The following is a 17,984-nucleotide window of genomic DNA, read 5'->3' as shown; positions in this document are numbered from 1 at the left end:
GCGCCGGGAGCGCTCGAGAGCGGCAGCGGTGCGACCGGCGTGGAGAAGCCGGTGGAGTGATTGTAGAGCCCCTGCGCTTCCGGCATATCACCGGGGCCGAAACCGGGGGCGCGCGCCCAGACGACGCATAGGTCACGGACGGATAACATGGGTCCGTATGCCCGCCGCCGGTCGGCGGGGACCCGGCGCCGCCCATCCTGGAGCGCGATGCCGCACGAACGAGGAGATGTCACGTGGCCAACCCCTTCGAGAAGCTGCTCCGCGCCGGAGAGGGACGCGTCCGCCGGCGCCTCCAGCAGGTGGTCGCCGCCGTCGGCGCCCTCGAGGAGGACTACACGCAGCTGACCGACGAGGAGCTGCGCGGCGAGACCGCCGAGCTGCGCGCCCGCTTCGAGGCGGGCGAGACCCTCGACCAGCTGATGCCGGAGGCGTTCGCGGCGGTGCGCGAGGCCGCCAAGCGCACGCTCGGCATGCGCCCGTACGACGTTCAGATCATGGGCGGCGCGGCGCTGCACCTCGGCAACATCGCCGAGATGAAGACCGGTGAGGGCAAGACCCTCGTCGCGACCCTGCCCGCCTACCTGAACGCGATCGCGGGCAAGGGCGTGCACGTCATCACGGTCAACGACTTCCTCGCCTCGTATCAGGCCGAGCTGATGGGCCGCGTGTACCGCGCGCTCGGCATGACCACGGGCGTGATCGTGTCGGGCCAGACCCCGGCCGTGCGCCGCGAGCAGTACAACGCCGACATCACGTACGGCACCAACAACGAGTTCGGGTTCGACTACCTGCGCGACAACATGGCGTGGCGCAAGGAGGACCTCGTCCAGCGCGGCCACTTCTTCGCGATCGTCGACGAGGTCGACTCGATCCTGATCGACGAGGCGCGCACGCCCCTCATCATCTCGGGGCCCTCGTCGGGCGAGGCGAACCGCTGGTTCGTGGAGTTCGCGAAGATCGCCCGCACGCTCGAGGAGGGCGTCGACTACGAAGTCGACATCAAGAAGCGCACGGTCGGCGTGCTCGAAGCGGGCATCGAGAAGGTCGAGGACTACCTCGGCATCGACAACCTGTACGAGTCGGCGAACACCCCGCTCATCTCGTTCCTGAACAACTCGATCAAGGCGCTCGCGCTGTTCAAGCGCGACCAGGACTACGTCGTCATGAACGACGAGGTCATGATCGTCGACGAGCACACCGGGCGCATCCTGGTCGGCCGCCGCTACAACGAGGGCATCCACCAGGCGATCGAGGCCAAGGAGGGCGTGCCGGTCAAGGCCGAGAACCAGACGCTCGCCACGGTCACGCTGCAGAACTACTTCCGCCTGTACGAGAAGCTCTCGGGCATGACCGGCACGGCCGAGACCGAGGCCGGCGAGTTCATGTCGACCTACAAGCTCGGCGTGATCCCGATCCCGACGAACAAGCCCATGATCCGCGTGGACCAGCGCGACCTCGTCTACCGCAACGAGGCGGGCAAGTTCGCGCAGGTCGTGGAGGACATCGCCGAGCGCCACGAGAAGGGCCAGCCCGTGCTGGTCGGCACCGTGAGCGTCGAGAAGAGCGAGCACCTCTCGCGCCTGCTGGCCAAGAAGGGCATCCGTCACGAGGTCCTGAACGCGAAGAACCACGCGCGCGAGGCCGAGATCGTCGCCCGCGCGGGCAAGCTCGGCGCCGTCACGGTCGCGACCAACATGGCCGGCCGAGGCACCGACATCATGCTCGGCGGCAACGCCGAGTTCCTCGCGGTGCAGGAGATGAAGGCCAAGGGCCTCGACCCGGCCGGCACCGACCCGGAGGAGTACGACGCCGAGTGGAACGTCGTGTTCGACCGCGTCCGCGCCGAGGTGTCGGCCGAGGCCGAGAAGGTCGTCGAGGTCGGCGGCCTGTATGTGCTCGGCACCGAGCGCCACGAGTCGCGCCGCATCGACAACCAGCTGCGCGGTCGCGCCGGCCGTCAGGGCGACCCGGGCGAGAGCCGCTTCTACCTGTCGCTCGAGGACGACCTGATGCGCCGCTTCCAGTCCGGCGCCGCCGACGCGCTGCTGGCGCGCACGGACCTGCCGGACGACGTCGCGATCGAGTCGCGCCTGGTCTCCAACCTCATCAAGAGCGCACAGGCCGCGATCGAGTCGCGCAACGCCGAGGCGCGCAAGAACGTCCTCAAGTACGACGACGTGCTCAACCGTCAGCGCGAGGCGATCTACTCGGATCGCCGGCACATCCTGCACGGCGACGACATCGCCGACCGCGTGCAGCACTTCATCGAGGACGCGATCACCGCCGTCATCGACGAGCACACGTCGGGCGGGCACAACGAGAGCTGGGACTTCGACGCCCTGTGGAGCGAGCTGAAGACCCTGTACCCGGTCGGCGTGACGATCGACGAGGTCGTGGCCGAGGCCGGCGGCCGCAAGGGCGGCATCACGGCGGACGCGCTCAAGCGCGAGCTGCTGAGCGACGCCCGGATCGCCTATGCCAAGCGCGAGGAGCAGCTCGGCGCGTCCGCGATGCGCGAGCTCGAGCGCCGCGTCGTGCTGCAGGTGCTCGACCGCCGCTGGCGCGACCACCTGTACGAGATGGACTACCTCAAGGACGGCATCGGCCTGCGCGCGATGGCGCAGCGCGATCCGCTCATCGAGTACCAGCGCGAGGGCTACTCGATGTTCCAGGCCATGATGGGCCAGATCAAGGAGGAGGCCGTCGGCTACCTCTTCAACCTCGAGGTGCAGGTGCGTCGCGTGGGCGAGGGCGAGCAGGCCGAGGTCGAGGCCAAGGGCCTGTCGGAGCACCCCGCCGACACGCAGCTGGAGTACTCGGCTCCGAACGACGCGGGCGAGGTCGAGGTGCGCAACGACCGCGGCCAGGTGCAGAAGGCCGCCACGGACCGGGTGCGCCGGGCCGCGCAGGCGACGCAGGCGACGGCGCCCCAGGCCGGTCCCGGCGCGAGCGCGTTCGGGCACGCGGCGGATGCCGCGCAGGCCGACGAGGCGCCGCTGAACCGAGAGCAGCGCCGCGCGCAGAAGAAGGGGAAGTAGCCCCTCGGCGAATCTCTCCGGCCGGGCCGACCGGTCCACACCTCGGCGCGTGGACCGGTCGGCCCGGCCGTATCCTGGGGTGATGACCATCCCTGTCCCGTCCAGCGCCCCCGGCAAGGGCCGGCTGCGCCCGCTGGACCAGTCCTCGAAGCTGAAGAACGTCCTCTACGAGATCCGGGGCGCGGCCCTGGACGAGGCGGCTCGGCTCGAGGCGGCAGGCCACACGGTCCTGAAGCTCAACACCGGCAACCCCGCCGTGTTCGGCTTCGAGGCGCCGTACCAGATCGTGCGCGACATGATCGCGGCGGTGCCCACGGCGCACGGCTACAGCGAGAGCCGCGGCATCCTCGCGGCCCGGCGCGCGATCGTCAGCCGGTACGAGGACACCCCGGGCTTCCCGCGCGTGGACCCCGAGAACGTGTACCTGGGCAACGGCGTGTCCGAGCTCATCACGATGACCATGCAGGCGCTGCTCGACTCGGGCGACGAGGTGCTCATCCCGGCGCCCGACTACCCGCTGTGGACCGCCATGACGAGCCTGTCCGGCGGCACGCCCGTGCACTACCTGTGCGACGAGCAGAACGGCTGGCAGCCGGATCTCGACGACATCCGCTCGAAGATCACCGAGCGCACCAAGGCGATCGTGATCATCAACCCCAACAACCCGACCGGCGCCGTGTACTCGCGCGAGGTGCTCGAGGGCATCGCGGATATCGCCCGCGAGCACTCGCTCCTGCTGCTCAGCGACGAGATCTACGACCGGATCCTGTACGACGGGGTGGAGCACATCCCCACGGCCACGGTCGCCCCCGACCTGCTGTGCCTGACCTTCAACGGCCTGTCCAAGACCTATCGGGTCGCGGGCTACCGCTCGGGCTGGATGGTGATTACGGGCCCGCAGGGTCACGCCAAGGGCTTCATCGAGGGCATCACGCTGCTTGCGTCGACCCGCCTGTGCCCGAACGTGCCCGCGCAGCACGCGGTGCTCGCGGCGCTGACCGGGGTGCAGTCGATCGAGGCCCTGATCGCGCCGAGCGGTCGTCTGCACGAGCAGCGCGACGTGGCGTGGCAGAAGCTCAGCGAGATCCCGGGCGTGACGTGCGTGAAGCCCGAGGGGGCGCTCTACGCGTTCCCGCGCCTCGACCCCGAGGTGCACGACATCCGGGACGACGCCAAGCTCGTCTACGACCTCCTGGTGGCCGAGCACATCCTGCTCGTCCAGGGCACGGGCTTCAACTGGCCGACGCCCGATCACCTGCGCATCGTCACGCTGCCCGAGGCGCGCGTGCTGGGCGAGGCGATCGAGCGGTTGGGCAACTTCCTGAGCTCGTACAAGCAGTAGGCCCCGCGGCCTGAACGGGCTTACAGGATCGAGAGGCTCGTCGCGCGCCAGCGGCGGTCGATGCCCTCGAGGCGCATGGCGACCGCGCGGGTGCGCTGGGGCGTCTCGACGATCACCACGCCCTCGACCACGCCGTCCGCGGGCGACGAGTGGTGGATCGAGCGGATGGCGTAGACGGGGCGTCTCACGGGCGTGCGGCGCGCACTGCGCGCCCGGACGGCCATCCCGGCGCGCGTGACGAGCGACCGGTACGGCTCGTCCGTGAGCCACCGCGCCATCTGCTCCGGCTCGCGCACCCCGGCCAGCACCTCGAGCACGCCCCGCGTCAGCGCGGTGAGCAGGGGCTCGGGGTCGGGGAGGCTCTGGCTCGGCGTGCGCTGCGGGGCGAAGTGCTCCTCGACGTCGGCGAGGCTGCGCAGGGGCCGGTCGGTGGGGCGACGCCCGGCTGGCCCGGGCGGCACGGACGGCAGTGGCTGGGACATCGAGACCCCCTCTTCTCGGTGCGTGGCGAGTCGCCAGTCCAGCACCGCGTCGCACGGGGCACCGAGGCGGCAGGTATGTCCGTGGAGAGGTCTGCGGGCGCCGGGCTGTGGACAGCCGTGGGTGCCGGCGCGCCCGCTGGCCTACGCTCACGCTCGTGCGATGGGAGCGATTCTTCGACGACCTCGAGGACCAGCTGGCGGCCGAGTGGGAGGCCGAGCGGGCGGCCCTCGAGTCCGAAGCCGAGCGGCTGCGCCTGGCGCGGGTCGACCTGCGCACGCGACTCGCGGGCCTCGCTCACGACGGCGAGGACGCCGTCACGCTGGAGCTCGCGGGAGGGGAGTCGCTGGAGGCGCGCATCACAGCGGTCGGAGCCGACTGGCTCGCCGCTCCCGAGGCCGACGGAGGCCGCCGCCTGCTGCTCGTGCCGCTCGCCGCGATCCGCGCGGTCCAGGCGAGCCACGGCGACCTGCTGCGCTGCGCGCGCCCGGCCGAGCGCGGCGACCGGCTCGCGGAACGGGTCACGTTCGGCCTCGCGCTCCGCGACCTGGCCCGGCGCAGGATCGGCGTGGCGGTCGGCACCGGGCCCGAGCGCACGCTGACCGGGACGATCGACCGGGTCGGATCGGACCACATCGACCTGGCCCTGCACGACGCGGGCGCACCGCGGCGGGCCGCGGACGTGCGCGGGTACCGGATGATTCCGCTCGGCGCGGTGTCCTGGGTGCGGATCGATGCGTCGGCGGGCGTGCCGGTGGTCTGACGCCGCGGCGGGGGCCCGGGTCTCTGCGCGGGCTCAGCCCCGCGTGCCCCAGAGCTCGGGGAAGCTCGCGGCGTTCGACTGGCGCCACAGAGCCATGCGCCGCGCCTCCTCCACCTGGGCGTCGAGGTACTCCGCGACGCTGTCGTGCTCGATCCGCCAGCGCGCGGGGGTGCCGAGGCGGGTGCCGCGCAGGCGCCCCTCCTCGACCAGGGCGATCACCTCGTCGACGTCGATTCCGAGCAGCTCCGCGACCTGCGCGGGCGGCACGTGACGGCGTGCGACATCCTCGACCATGCCCCCATTATGGGTGCCCGGGCATCCGGGTGTGAGGGCGAATCGGGGCCTGTGGACAAGTCTCGGGGACCGTGACGCGGATTTGCCACGATGACCCCATGAGCAGCAGCATCGGCCACCCCGGCAGCGGACGGCACGCCGCCCCCGCGAGGCCCGGCCGTCGCGCCTTCTGGGCGGACGCGCGCTTCCTGATCGGGGTCCTCCTGGTGGCGGCGTCGATCGCCGGCGTGTGGTTCGTGGTGGCGGCCTCCCGCCAGACCGTCTCGGTGCTGGCCGCGGCCGACACGCTCGTGCCGGGCCAGCCCGTCACAGCGGCCGACGTCACGGTGGTCGACGTCGCCCTCGGGCAGGCGCGCGACGCATATCTCGCTCCCGACGCGCTCGGGGAGGGGCTGGTGGCGCTGCGCACGATCGAGGTGGGCGAGCTCGTCCCCGCGGCGGGTGTCGGGGAGTCGGAGCTCAGCGACCGCACCTCGGTCGTGGTGCAGAGCTCGGTCGACGTGCCGGCGGGCCTGGACCGCGGCGCGCTGGTCGAGCTGTGGGAGACGCCCCCGGTCGACCCGGCCGACCCCGGCGAATTCGCCGAGCCGCGCATTCTGGTCGGCGACGCCGTGGTGGCCAGGATCACACGGGACGACGGCGTGATGGCCTCGGGCGGGGCATCGCTCGAGCTCGTGATCGAGCGGTCGCGGGTCGCTGACGTGCTCGCGGCGGTCGCGGCCGGGTCCGTGCTCTCGGCCGTGCCGACCGCGGGCGGCGCGGCGGCCGACGCTCCTGCGGACGGCGCGGACGAGCCGGCTGCGGGCGAGGACGTGCCGGAGGGCGAGAGCGCGAACGAGGAGCCGGCGGGGTGATCGCGCTCGTCGCGGCCGATGACGGCGAGCGCATCGCGGAGGAGCTCCGCGACGAGGGCGTGATCGTGCCCGCCGTGCTCGAGCCCGGCGCTCTGGCGGCCGCCGGGAGCCGGCGCTCCGGACCGTCCGACCTCCTGCAGGGCGTGGACGCGCTCGTGCTCTCGGCCGATCGCGGCGAGCTGACCGCCGCCCTCGTGTCGGCGTGCGATCGGCTCGGCGTGCGCATCGTGCTCCTCGCCGAGAGGCCGGGCGACCTGCGGGCGGCGAGGGCGTTCGGTCTGGCGGAGCCGCTTCCGCCGGACGCGCCGGGATGGCGGATCGCCGCGGCGGCGGGGGAGGCGGGACTTCCGTCCCCCGGGGTGGAATCCGGCGACCGGGAGCCCAGGGGCGGCCGGATCATCGCGGTGTGGGGTCCCGAGGGCGCGCCTGGCCGGACCACGATCGCGATCGAGCTCGCCTGCGCGATGGCCCGGGCGGGCCGGCACGTCGCGCTCGTCGACGCGGACGGCCGCGCGCCGTCCGTCGCCGTCGTGCTCGGCCTCGCAGACGAGAGCCCGGGGTTCGCGGCGGCCTGCCGGCAGGCGGAGCACGGCCTGCTCGACGCGGGTGAGCTGCTGCGCGTGAGCGTGCCGCTGGGCGACCCCGACGGGCGCGTGGATGTGCTGACGGGCATCAACCGGGTCTCCCGCTGGCCCGAGCTGTCGGCGCCGCGCGTCGCGGCGGCGCTGGCCGTGATCCGCGAATGGGCGGACGTCGTCGTGGTCGACGTGGGCGCGTCCCTGGAGGCGGACGAGGAGATCGTGAGCGACCTGGACGGCCCCAGGCGGAACGCGGCGACTCTCGCGACGCTGCGGGCGGCGGACGAGATCGTGGCGGTGGCGGCGGCCGACCCCGTCGGGCTGTCCCGCTTCGTGCGCGGGCATTCCGAGCTGCGGCAGATCGTCGGGCAGACGCCCGTTCGCGTGGTGGTGAACCGGCTGCGCCCGGGCCCGCTCGGTCTCGATCCACGGGGGCAGGTGCGGCGCGCGCTCGAACGGTTCTCGGGGATCGCCGACGTCGCCTTCGTGCCCGACGACCGTCGCGCCGCGGATGCCGCGCTGCTCGCGGCGCGACCGGCGTCGGAGGTGAGCCCGCGCTCGGCGCTGGCGCAGGCGGTCCGGCGCCTGGCGGCCGGAATGCAGCCCGCCGCACGGCGCCTCGAGCCTGTCACCTCCCGCACGCGCGGCGGGGTGCTGCGGCGCGGCGCCTCGCGGGCCCGCGCGTCGGCCGGGCCGGGCGGCGACCAATAGGCTGTATGCGTGTCGACCCTCAGTGATCTCGTCTTCGCCCAGGGCATCGCGACCGAGGCGGATGTCGAGTGGCTGCATCGCGTGGCCGGCGACGGACAGCTGCTCGCGGACCTGTCGTTCGCCGACATCGTGATGTGGGTTCCCACGAGCGACGACTCGTTCGTCGCGGTGGCCCACACCCGCCCCGGCGGCTCGGCGACGCTCTTCTACCGCGACATCGTGGGGGAGCGCATCCGCCCGCAGTGGCAGGCGCAGGTGCGCGAGGCGTTCCACGCGTCCGACATCATCGACTCGTCGTCGCCCGAGTGGTTCGAGGAGACGCCGACGCGCGTGCGCGCGGTGCCGATCGTGCGCAAGGCCGAGGGGTCGTCGAGCGTGCTCGGCGTGCTCACGCGGCACACCAACCTCGGTGACGTGCGCGCCCCCTCGCGGCAGCAGATCACCTTCAACGAGTGCGCCGACGACATCTTCCGGATGATCTCGAACGGCGACTTCCCGGACCTGTCGGCCCCGACCGGCCCGCGCCGCGGTGCGCCGCGCGCGGCCGACGGCCTCATCCGGCTCGACGTGGACGGCGTCGTGACGTTCGCGAGTCCGAACGCGCTGTCGGCCTTCAACCGCGTCGGATTCGCGGACGAGCTCGAGGGCGAGTCGCTCGCCGAGGTGACCAGCCGCATCCTGCCCGCCTCGCGCGACACGGACGAGTCGCTGCCGGTCGTCGTGACCGGGCGCGCGCCGTGGCGCACGGACATCGAGGCCCGCGGGGTCACGGTGTCGCTGCGGGCGATCCCGCTGCGCGACCGCGGCCACCGCACCGGCGCCATCGTGCTGTGCCGCGACGTCACGGAGCTCCGCCACCAGGAGCAGGAGCTCCTCACCAAGGACGCGACGATCCGCGAGATCCACCACCGCGTCAAGAACAACCTGCAGACCGTGGCGTCGCTGCTTCGGATCCAGGCGCGCCGCACGAAGTCCGAGGAGGCGCGGGAGTCGCTCACCCAGGCCATGCAGCGCGTGGCGGCGATCGCGGTCGTCCACGACACGCTGTCGGAGGGCCTGTCCCAGAACGTGGACTTCGACCAGGTGTTCGACCGCGTGCTGCGGCTCGTCGCCGAGGTCGCGGCGGCGCCCAACACTCTCGCCCACACTCATTCGGTCGGCAAGTTCGGCGTGCTGCCCAGCGAGTACGCGACCCCGCTGGCCCTGGCGCTCACCGAGCTCGTGACCAACGCGGTCGAGCACGGCCTGAAGGGCCAGGAGGGCAAGGTCGAGATCATCGCCGAGCGCGACGACGAGAAGCTCCTCGTGCGCGTCCGCGACACCGGCAGCGGCCTCCCCGAGGGCACGGTCGGGCGCGGTCTCGGCACGCAGATCGTGCGCACGCTCATCCAGGGCGAGCTGAGCGGATCCATCGAGTGGCACACGCTCGGCGGCGCGTCCGCCGATGGCGACGCGGCGGCGGACGGCGAGCCGGCGGCCTCGGGGACCGAGGTCGTCATCGACATCCCGCTGCGCTGGATCAAGCGCTGACGCGGACAAGCGAGAGGCGCCCCTCCGGATCCGGCGGGGCGCCTCTCGCTGCTGTGTGTGCTGTGTGGTGCGCTGTGATGCAGATCAGCCGGCGCGGCGTGCTCGCGCGGCGCGGCGCTTGAGGGCGCGGCGCTCGTCCTCGCTCAGGCCGCCCCAGACGCCCGAGTCCTGACCGGTCTCGAGGGCGTACTGCAGGCACACCTCGGTGACCGTGCAGCGGGCGCAGACCGACTTCGCCTTCTCGATCTGGTCGACCGCCGGGCCGGTGTTGCCGACCGGGAAGAACAGTTCGGGGTCGACGGTGAGACAGGCAGCCTTGTCGCGCCAATCCATGGTGGGAGCTCCTCGCAGGGGTGGTGGGTTTCCGAGCAACGGGCACGCTCGGGGGAATCGGGAAAGCGCACCCCGGGTTCGGATACGCTGGCCATGTCGCGAGTCTGATCTCGCGACCCACCACGCCGTGGGAAACAAGCCGTTAACAATCGTCATACAGTTGGAATCCGAAATCAAGGGTTTTCGGCGAAATGGGTCCCTCCGAGGTGTGCGAACCCGACCGGATGACGACAGGAGCGGCCGCATGAGGTTCCCCATCGCCCGTGCGGCGGGCACCCTTCTCGCGATCGAGACCGTGGGTCTCCTGGCGCTCGCGGGCTGGCAGGTGGTCGCCCTGCTGGGCGACGACACCATGGCGGCGTCGAGCGCGATCGCGCTGATCGTCCTCACCGTGATCGGCGCCGTGGCGGTGGCCGCGTTCGCCGGCGCCGTCTGGGCGGCGCGCTCATGGGGCCGATCGGGGGGCATCGTGACGCAGCTGCTCATCCTGGCCGTCGCGGTCGGCGCCGTCACGGGACCGTACCCGCAGGTGGGCACGGCCCTCCTGCTCGCCGCCCCCGCGCTGCTCGGAATCGGGCTGCTCCTGGCCGCCGCACGATCCGCCCACCGCGAGTCCCCGGACCCCTCCGGTCGCTGACCCGCTCGGCCCGTGGCCTCCGGTCGTTGAGCGGAGGCGCGCCAGCGCGAACCCACCCTGTGGTCGTTGAGCGGTGCGAGCGCCAGCGAGCGGAGTCGAAACGTGTCCGAACCCTCCCTGCCGACCGGCCCACCGCTCGTCCACAGGGCACCGCCCCGAGGACTTCTCCACAGATTCGGTTTGAATCGCTGATCTGCGCTTTCCGGCCCGGTGAATGTCGGTGGCCCGGAGGAGAATCGGGCCATGACGACACAGGCGACTTCGACCCGGTGGGCTCCCACCCCGGCCGAACGCGCCCGCACGTCGGAGCTCGTCGACGATTACCTGGAGCAGCAGGTCATCATCGCCCAGGCCCATGCCCGGCAGGCGCGGATCCTCGCCGAGGGCCGCGCGATCGCCGAAGCCCAGACCCGCCGGGGTGGGACGGGTTCGGAGTTCGAGCACCCGCTGAGGTCCATGGCCGCCGAGTTCGCGGTCGCCGGGCGGATGTCAGACCGCACGATCCGGGCCCGGATGGAGTGGGCGGTCGACCTCGTCGACGGGTTCCCGGCCACGTTCGCCCTGTTCGAGGAGGGCCGGATCAGCGAGGGCCATGTCCGCGCGATCGTCGACGCCGGGTCACGGCTGGACGACGAGGACGCTCGCGCCGAGTTCGAGCGGATCATCCTGCCCCGCGCGGTGAAGCTCACCGCCGGGCAGCTCGGGTCGGTCGCACGGAAGCTCGCCGATGACATCGAGCCGCTGCCGCTGGAGGAGCGGCACGAGGAGGCCATGGCCGACCGCTCCGTCCGCGTGGCTCCGCTTCCGGACGGGATGGGCGAGTTGACCTACATCGGTCCGGCGGTGATGGTGTACGCGATGCACGACCGGGCGACTCAGATGGCGCGCACGATCCACCGCACCAAGGACGGGACCGACGACCGCACCCTGGATCAGATCCGGGCGGACGTGTTCGCCGAGATCGCCCTCGCCGGGCTCCCCACGGCGGATTTGATCGACCAGCAGGGCGGGGATGCCCTGACGAAGATCAAGGCGACGGTGCAGGTCACGGTCCCGTGGCAGTCACTGACCGGCGTCGGCGACGAGTCGGCGTTCCTCGCCGGGTACGGCCCCATCCCCGCGGAGGCCGCGCGCCGCCTGGCCGGGGAGGCCGCGACGTGGATCCGTTTGTTCCAGGATCCCGACACCGGGTGCCTGAGAACGGTCGACACCTACACGCCCACGAAAGCGCAGCGCCGCTTCCTCATCGCCCGGGACGAGCACTGCCGCTTCCCCGGCTGCCGGCAACCCGCGATCCGGTGCGAGGACGACCACACCATCCCGTACTCCCACGGCGGTCCGACGGACGTCCGCAACCTCGCCAACCTGTGCCGCGCCCACCACGTCCTGAAACACAACTCGAACTGGGACTTCAGACACGGCCCGGGCGGGGTGATGGAGGTCATCAGCCCCACCGGCAGGGCCGTCAAGCACAAACCCACCCCGGTGGTCCGATTCGAGGCATCAGCGGAGATCGCCCGCCCCGACTTCGGCTCAGACCCGCCGCCCTTCTGAAGGTGGTGTCGATCAGGCGCGGCGCGGTGAGGGGAGCGTGGTCGCCTCGCCGACGACGTGGCGCGCGAGGAGCGCGGCGCCGGCGACGGCTGCGGGCATCACCACGATGGCGGCGAGCGGCACGAGGAAGCACACGTGCACCGCGACCCCGAAGCCCAACACGCGGGCGCGGTGCGCGCGCAGCAGGCGCGCGCGGGCCGAGGCGTCGAGGCCCCGCGCGGTGAGCCCGTGAGAGGCGAGTTCGTCGGCCAGCACGCGGCCGTTGAGCAGTGCGCCCACGACGGCGCCCGCGGGGCCGCCGACGACCGGCACGAGGGCCACAGCGCCCGCGCCCAGTGCGGCGAGCACGCCCTTCCCGAACAGCCCCAGGCCGTCGGCGACCGAGGCGAGGAAGCCGTATGGCGTCTCGGGCACCGCGCCGCCGATCTCCCGCTCGACCGAGCGCCAGATCCGGTCGTAGAACGACTCGCCCACCACGAGGGTGAGCGCGGTGAACGTCGCGATCGAGAGCACGACCGCGCCGCCGAACAGCGCGATCCCGATCACCGTGCGGAAGAGCCCGGCCCACGCCTCGCCCCAGCCGTCGGCGAACGGCGTGATCAGCTCGACGAAGCCGGCAAGCGCGAATCCCAGGGCGACGAGCGCGCCGGTCAGCAGCGCCCCGACGATCGCTGCCGGGACGAGGCCCGCCGCCATGACGCCGGGTCTGCGGCGCCACCATCGGAAGCCGTCGACGAGCGTCTTCACACCCCGCCAGAACTCGCGCACGAGCCCAGGCTAGGCCAAGCCGGCAGAGCGGCGCCGGGAATAACCCGGGGTGACCGTGGTTGAAGTTGATATCAGTCGGCTCAAGTTCTTAGGCTTGATACGACATCACGCAACTTCACGTCCATCGAGGAGATCCGCGATGCCCGACAACACGTTCCCTCTGGGCGGCCCGAGCGCCTTCGACGAGTTCCTCGCCCGCTACCTGCAGGGCGAGCGCGCCCGTGCCGCGCGGTCGCTCGACCTGGCCCGCTACCTCAGCGCGCGCACGCAAGAGCTGCTGCAGCGCGCCGGGCGCTACGCCCTCGAGCGCGGACAGCACGAGCTCGACGCGCTCCACGTGCTGCGCGTGCTGATCGAGGACCCCACGGTCGCGTCGGCCGTCACGCGCATCGGCGCCGACCCCTCGGCGGTGGCCTCTGCGGCGGAGATGCGACTGCCGGCCGCCAGCGAGGCGGCCGACGCCGAAGCCGCCGTCGTGACGCCCGCCGTGCAGCGCGCGCTGTTCCACGCGTTCCAGGTGGCCCGGGCGTCGGGATCGACGTACATCGACCCCGAGCACGTCTTCTTCGCGCTCGTGCTGGCGCAGGACACCCCGGCCGGCCAGATCCTGACCGCGGCCGGGATCACCGCGGAGGCCCTCACGCAGGGGATGCGCGAGGCGATCGCGGCCGGCGAGACCGAGACCCGCACGGAGACCCCGGAGCCGCGGCAGCCGGGCGGCATGCTCGACACCTACGGCACCGACCTCACGGCGCGCGCCCGGGACGGGCTCCTCGACCCCGTGATCGGCCGCGCATCCGAGATCGAGCAGACGATCGAGATCCTGTCGCGCCGCACCAAGAACAACCCCGTGCTCGTCGGCGAGGCCGGCGTCGGCAAGACCGCGATCGTGGAGGGCCTGGCGCGCGCGATCGTCGCGGGCGAAGTGCCCGTGCAGCTGCGGGGCAAGCGCGTGATCGCGCTCGACCTCCCCGCCATGCTCGCCGGCACGCGCTACCGCGGCGACTTCGAGGAGCGCCTGACCAAGACGATGGAGGAGGTCGCCGAGCAGCGCGACGAGATCATCCTGTTCGTCGATGAGATCCACACGGTCGTCGGCGCCGGGGGCGGCGGCGAGGGCGCCATGGACGCGGGCAACATCCTGAAGCCCCGCCTCGCGCGCGGCGAGCTGCACCTCGTCGGCGCGACGACGCTGAAGGAGTACCGCACGATCGAGAAGGACGCCGCGCTCGAGCGCCGTTTCCAGCCGGTGCGCGTGGGGGAGCCCTCGATCGAGGACGCGATCGAGATCCTGCGCGGCCTGCGCCCGGCGTACGAGGAGCACCACCGCGTGAGCTACACCGACGAGGCTCTGCGCGCGGCCGTCGAGCTCGGCGACCGCTACCTCACGGAGCGCGTGCTGCCGGACAAGGCGATCGACCTGATCGACCAGGCCGGTGCGCGCCTTCGGCTGCGTCTGGGCGCCCCGACCGACGTGAGCGCGCTCATGGAGAAGCTCACCACGCTCGAGGCCGAGAAGAACGCCGCGGTGGCCGCCGAGCGCTACGAGGAGGCGCTGCGCCTGCGCGATGAGATCGCCGAGGTCCAGCACCGGATCGACGAGGCGTCAGGCCAGGGCGGCACGCGGGCGGTCGTGGACGAGGCCGAGATCGCCGCGGTCGTGAGCCGCGCCACGGGCATCCCCGCCTCGCGCCTGACGGAGACCGAGCGCGAGCGCCTCGCCGCGCTCGAGGACGAGCTGCACCGGCGCGTGATCGGGCAGGACGACGCGGTGACCGCGGTCGCGAAGGCCGTGCGCCGCAGCCGCACCGGCATGGGCGACGCGCGGCGCCCCGTCGGCTCGTTCCTGTTCCTGGGGCCGACCGGCGTCGGCAAGACCGAGCTGGCCAAGGCGCTCGCGGCGAGCCTGTTCGACGACGAGGGCGCGATCATCCGGTTCGACATGAGCGAGTTCGGCGAGCGTCACACGGTCGCCCGCCTTGTGGGCGCCCCTCCCGGCTACGTCGGCTACGACGAGGCCGGGCAGCTGACGGAGCGCGTGCGCCGCAACCCGTACTCGATCGTGCTGTTCGACGAGATCGAGAAGGCGCACCCCGACGTGTTCAACCTGCTGCTGCAGGTGCTCGACGACGGCCGCCTCACCGACGGTCAGGGCCGCACGGTCGACTTCCGCAACACGGTCGTCGTGATGACGTCGAACCTCGGCTCGGAGTTCCTCGCCTCGCGCGCGGGCGCCATCGGGTTCACGACGGGCGGACGCGAGTTCGACGACGAGGACCTGCGCGCCCGGGTCATGGGCCGCCTGCGCGAGTCGATGCGACCGGAGTTCCTGAACCGGATCGATGAGATCGTGCTGTTCCGCAAGCTCGACCGGCCCCAGCTGCGTCGCATCGTCGACCTCATGCTTGGTGACACGCGCGATCGCCTCGCGGGCCGCGAGGTGTCGCTCGAGATCTCGGCGGCCGCGGTCGACTGGCTCGCGGAGCGCGGCTACGAGCCCGAGTACGGCGCCCGGCCGCTGCGCCGCCTGATCCAGCGCGAAGTGGACGACCGCATCGCCGACCTGTTCGTCTCGGGTGACCTGGCCGACGGCGGCTGCGTGACGGTGGACGTCAGGGACGGCGCGCTGACGGTCGGCGCCGCCGCCCGCATGCCCGCGGCGGCCTGAACCCGCCGGCGAGGCCCCGGAGCCGAGCGCTCCGGGGCCTCGTCGCGTTCGCGGGGCCGCCGCTACCGGATGTCCCGCCCGCGTGGGAGCATGCGGAGATGGAACAGCGCATCAGCTTCATCACGCTCGTGGTCGACGACGTCGAGGCCAGCCGGGCCTTCTACGTCGACCGGCTGGGATGGCACGAGGAACTGCATGTCGAGGGCGAGGTGCTGATGCTCCGGGTGGGCGACAAGCTGATGCTCTCGCTCTGGGACCGCGCGCACGCGGAGGCCGAGCTCGGGCCCGTGAAGGCCGACGGCGTCGCGCCCATCACGCTCGCCCACAACGTCGCGAGCGAGTCGGAGGTCGACGCGGTCATCGCCGAGGCGCGCGCGGCCGGGGCCACCCTCGTCTCCGAGCCCGTCCGCCGCTCCTGGGGCGGGTACACCGGCTACATCGCCGACCCCGACGGCTATCGCTGGGAGGTCGCGTACAACCCCGGGCCCATCGGGGAGTCCGTGCTTCCCTGATCCGCGGGGCGCCGAGCTCAGCCGTGAGGCCAGGTCGCGAGCGCGTCGTCGATGGCGCGCCGGGTGGCCGCGTCGACCGGTGCGACCAGATCCAGGAGGGGCACGCGCGGCGCCGAGGCGGACCGCGCGGGCGGCAGCCGCCACGTCCCGACGGCCACGCCGTCGACCAGGACGGTGGGGCGGAAGATGCCGTTGCCGCCCGGCACCAGCGCCGCCAGCACCTCGGGCGTCGCGACCAGGGAGCGGTCGGCGTAGCCGAGGATCCACTCGTCGAAGCCCGCCGTGAGCGTCACGCCCGAGGGCCCCGGCACGGGAGGGTCGCCGATCACCCAGGCGGGGGCGCCCTCGACCGTCACCTCGACGAGATCCGCGATGCGCGCGGCCTCCCGGCGCACCTGCGTCTTGGGCAGCTTGAGCCACCAGGCGGCGTCGTCCGGTGTCACCGGCCCGTGCGACAGGATGTACCCCCGCAGGACGCCGACGAGGTCGTCCGGATGCGTCTCGATCGCGGGAGGGAGGACCAGCTGCTGCTGAGCGCCCGCGAACGGCCCCCAGTGCATCAGGCCGTCGATCGCGAGATGGAACAGCAGGTGGTACCCGCGTCCCCCGCCGGCGGGGATGCCCGCCGCCTCCCACAGGGCGACCGCCTCCGCGCGCGTGCGCGGCCGCTCCTGCAGGGCGTCGCGCAGGATGCCGCGCGCCCGGTCGATCGTGGTGTCGTCGAGGCCCAGCTCGGCGCGGCGCCGGGTCGCTGAGCGCTGCACGCGGTCCGCCGTGTGGTGCAGGATCGCCGCCAGGTGGCGCGGCGTCGTCGCGAACAGCGTGCCGCGCATCGGCCACGAGCGCACGAGCCGCCCCGTGTCGAACGCCGCCCGCACGTCGTCGAGCGTCGTGCCCGGCCGGGAGCGGATGGCGATCGCGCGCAGCACGGCCGGCAGGTCCTGGCCCTGCAGCGCGACGCCGCGAGCCACCACCTCGGCGGGCGAGAGGTCGGAGCCGCCGAGCAGCTGGGCGGCGTGGCGCATGCGTCGGGCGTCGACGCCCGAGAGATCCCTCGTCACGCCCCCACGCTAGACCCGCCCGCGGACACCGGGCAGGATCGGGGACATGGAAGAGTAGCGTATCCATCGGCATCGCCGCCGCCGTCGGGCCGGATGTCGCCCGCCGCATCGCCCCGGCGATCGAGCAGGCCGGCTTCGGAGCCCTCTGGGTGAACGACACCCCGGGTGCCGATGCGCTGGAGGTCTCGGCGGCGGCCGCGGCGGTCACGTCCCGCCTCCGGGTCGCGACCGGCGTGATCGCGGTCGACCGGCGCCCGGCGCCCCAGCTGCTGGCGGACCTCGCCAGGCTGGACATCCCCGCCGACCGGCTCGTGCTCGGCATCGGCTCCGGCGCCGCGCGGAGCGGCGCGCTCGGCCTCGTCCGCGACGCGGTGGACGAGCTGCGGCAGGGCGGCGTGGGCGACATCGTGGTCGGCGCGCTCGGCCCCCGCATGCGCCGGCTCGCCGCCGATCGCGCGGACGGGGTCCTGCTCAACTGGCTGACGCCCTGCGCGGCCGCGGAGGAGGCGTCCGAGCACCGCGCGAGCGACGGCGCCGGCCGCGTCGTGCTCTACGTCCGCACCGCGGTGGAGGACGACGCGGTCCCGCGTCTCGAGCACGAGGCGGCGCGCTACGAGTCGATCCCGTCGTACGCCGCCAACTTCGCACGGCTGGGGCTCGCGCCCATGGACACGGTCATCCTGCCCGACGGCCTTCCCGGCCGCGTCGAGCGCTACGCCGACGTGGTCGACGAGGTCGTGCTGCGGGCGGTGGTCGCGCAGGACGGCCCCGACGACTACGCGCGCTTCGTCGACCGGGTGAGCGAGAGCATCCGCGAGACCGCCGACGCCGTCTGACCTGTCCGGCGGCCCCGCGGGCGGA

Annotated in this window: 16 protein-coding genes; 11 read left to right on the top strand and 5 right to left on the bottom strand. The window is 72.8% G+C overall.

Annotated features, from left to right (window positions below; genetic code table 11):
• The first annotated feature begins 233 nt into the window (after positions 1-233).
• Together secA and B5M43_RS08905 are read left to right on the top strand one after the other, a co-directional pair.
• Positions 234-3,038 (top strand): preprotein translocase subunit SecA, encoded by a 2,805-nt coding sequence (gene secA, locus B5M43_RS08910; protein WP_134745402.1) that lies wholly within the window; start codon positions 234-236, stop codon positions 3,036-3,038.
• A gap of 82 nt (positions 3,039-3,120) precedes the next feature.
• Positions 3,121-4,380, top strand: a complete 1,260-nt coding sequence (locus B5M43_RS08905) for a pyridoxal phosphate-dependent aminotransferase (RefSeq protein ID WP_134745403.1) — start codon at positions 3,121-3,123, stop codon at positions 4,378-4,380.
• 20 nt (positions 4,381-4,400) lie between these two features.
• Here B5M43_RS08905 and B5M43_RS08900 read toward each other — a convergent pair whose 3' ends face one another.
• Positions 4,401-4,862 (bottom strand): Rv3235 family protein, encoded by a 462-nt coding sequence (locus B5M43_RS08900; protein WP_230667865.1) that lies wholly within the window; start codon positions 4,860-4,862, stop codon positions 4,401-4,403.
• 155 nt (positions 4,863-5,017) lie between these two features.
• On the opposite strand from B5M43_RS08900, the gene B5M43_RS08895 reads away from it, so the two are divergent.
• Positions 5,018-5,623 carry a hypothetical protein gene (locus B5M43_RS08895; RefSeq protein ID WP_134745404.1) on the top strand — a complete coding sequence of 202 codons (606 nt, stop codon included), beginning with the start codon at positions 5,018-5,020 and terminating at the stop codon, positions 5,621-5,623.
• Between the two features lie 33 nt (positions 5,624-5,656).
• On the opposite strand, the gene B5M43_RS08890 is transcribed toward B5M43_RS08895, so the two are convergent.
• Complete coding sequence (locus tag B5M43_RS08890; protein WP_055990163.1) at positions 5,657-5,917, bottom strand: helix-turn-helix domain-containing protein; 261 nt, start codon at positions 5,915-5,917, stop codon at positions 5,657-5,659.
• Positions 5,918-6,015: 98 nt separating this feature from the next.
• Here B5M43_RS08890 and B5M43_RS08885 point away from each other — a divergent pair, with 98 nt between their 5' ends.
• The 3 genes from B5M43_RS08885 to B5M43_RS08875 are packed head-to-tail and all read left to right on the top strand — an operon-like array spanning position 6,016 to position 9,590.
• On the top strand, positions 6,016-6,771 hold the full coding sequence (locus tag B5M43_RS08885) for an SAF domain-containing protein (protein WP_205829465.1): 756 nt from the start codon (positions 6,016-6,018) through the stop codon (positions 6,769-6,771).
• On the top strand, positions 6,768-8,060 hold the full coding sequence (locus B5M43_RS08880) for a P-loop NTPase (RefSeq protein ID WP_134745405.1): 1,293 nt from the start codon (positions 6,768-6,770) through the stop codon (positions 8,058-8,060). The genes B5M43_RS08885 and B5M43_RS08880 overlap by 4 nt, the downstream gene beginning before the upstream one ends.
• Positions 8,061-8,069: 9 nt before the next feature.
• The gene (locus B5M43_RS08875) at positions 8,070-9,590 is read left to right on the top strand and encodes a sensor histidine kinase (protein WP_055990158.1); all 1,521 of its coding nucleotides are present in this window, start codon (positions 8,070-8,072) and stop codon (positions 9,588-9,590) included.
• A gap of 84 nt (positions 9,591-9,674) precedes the next feature.
• Here B5M43_RS08875 and B5M43_RS08870 read toward each other — a convergent pair whose 3' ends face one another.
• Positions 9,675-9,923 carry a WhiB family transcriptional regulator gene (locus B5M43_RS08870; protein WP_029152980.1) on the bottom strand — a complete coding sequence of 83 codons (249 nt, stop codon included), beginning with the start codon at positions 9,921-9,923 and terminating at the stop codon, positions 9,675-9,677.
• A gap of 244 nt (positions 9,924-10,167) precedes the next feature.
• Here B5M43_RS08870 and B5M43_RS08865 point away from each other — a divergent pair, with 244 nt between their 5' ends.
• On the top strand, positions 10,168-10,560 hold the full coding sequence (locus B5M43_RS08865) for a hypothetical protein (protein ID WP_055990156.1): 393 nt from the start codon (positions 10,168-10,170) through the stop codon (positions 10,558-10,560).
• 243 nt (positions 10,561-10,803) lie between these two features.
• Positions 10,804-12,114 (top strand): HNH endonuclease signature motif containing protein, encoded by a 1,311-nt coding sequence (locus B5M43_RS08860; RefSeq protein WP_230667862.1) that lies wholly within the window; start codon positions 10,804-10,806, stop codon positions 12,112-12,114.
• A 12-nt stretch (positions 12,115-12,126) separates the two neighbouring features.
• On the opposite strand, the gene B5M43_RS08855 is transcribed toward B5M43_RS08860, so the two are convergent.
• Positions 12,127-12,882, bottom strand: coding sequence for an EI24 domain-containing protein (locus B5M43_RS08855; protein ID WP_230667858.1), 756 nt, complete (start codon positions 12,880-12,882; stop codon positions 12,127-12,129).
• Positions 12,883-13,021: 139 nt separating this feature from the next.
• Between B5M43_RS08855 and B5M43_RS08850 the strand changes: the two genes are divergently transcribed.
• Entirely contained in the window at positions 13,022-15,550 is a 2,529-nt protein-coding gene (locus B5M43_RS08850; protein ID WP_134746376.1) for an ATP-dependent Clp protease ATP-binding subunit, read from the top strand.
• A gap of 98 nt (positions 15,551-15,648) precedes the next feature.
• Positions 15,649-16,062, top strand: a complete 414-nt coding sequence (locus B5M43_RS08845) for a VOC family protein (RefSeq protein ID WP_134746378.1) — start codon at positions 15,649-15,651, stop codon at positions 16,060-16,062.
• Between the two features lie 17 nt (positions 16,063-16,079).
• On the opposite strand, the gene B5M43_RS08840 is transcribed toward B5M43_RS08845, so the two are convergent.
• Entirely contained in the window at positions 16,080-17,123 is a 1,044-nt protein-coding gene (locus B5M43_RS08840; protein WP_134746379.1) for a winged helix DNA-binding domain-containing protein, read from the bottom strand.
• A gap of 65 nt (positions 17,124-17,188) precedes the next feature.
• Between B5M43_RS08840 and B5M43_RS08835 the strand changes: the two genes are divergently transcribed.
• The gene (locus tag B5M43_RS08835) at positions 17,189-17,959 is read left to right on the top strand and encodes an LLM class flavin-dependent oxidoreductase (protein ID WP_134746409.1); all 771 of its coding nucleotides are present in this window, start codon (positions 17,189-17,191) and stop codon (positions 17,957-17,959) included.
• The last annotated feature ends 25 nt before the right edge of the window (positions 17,960-17,984 follow it).

This window comes from Microbacterium sp. MEC084, assembly GCF_004514465.2.
GTDB lineage: Bacteria > Actinomycetota > Actinomycetes > Actinomycetales > Microbacteriaceae > Microbacterium.
The sequence above is the reverse complement of the archived record's forward strand: the minus strand, read 5'-3'. Positions and strand labels throughout refer to the sequence as shown.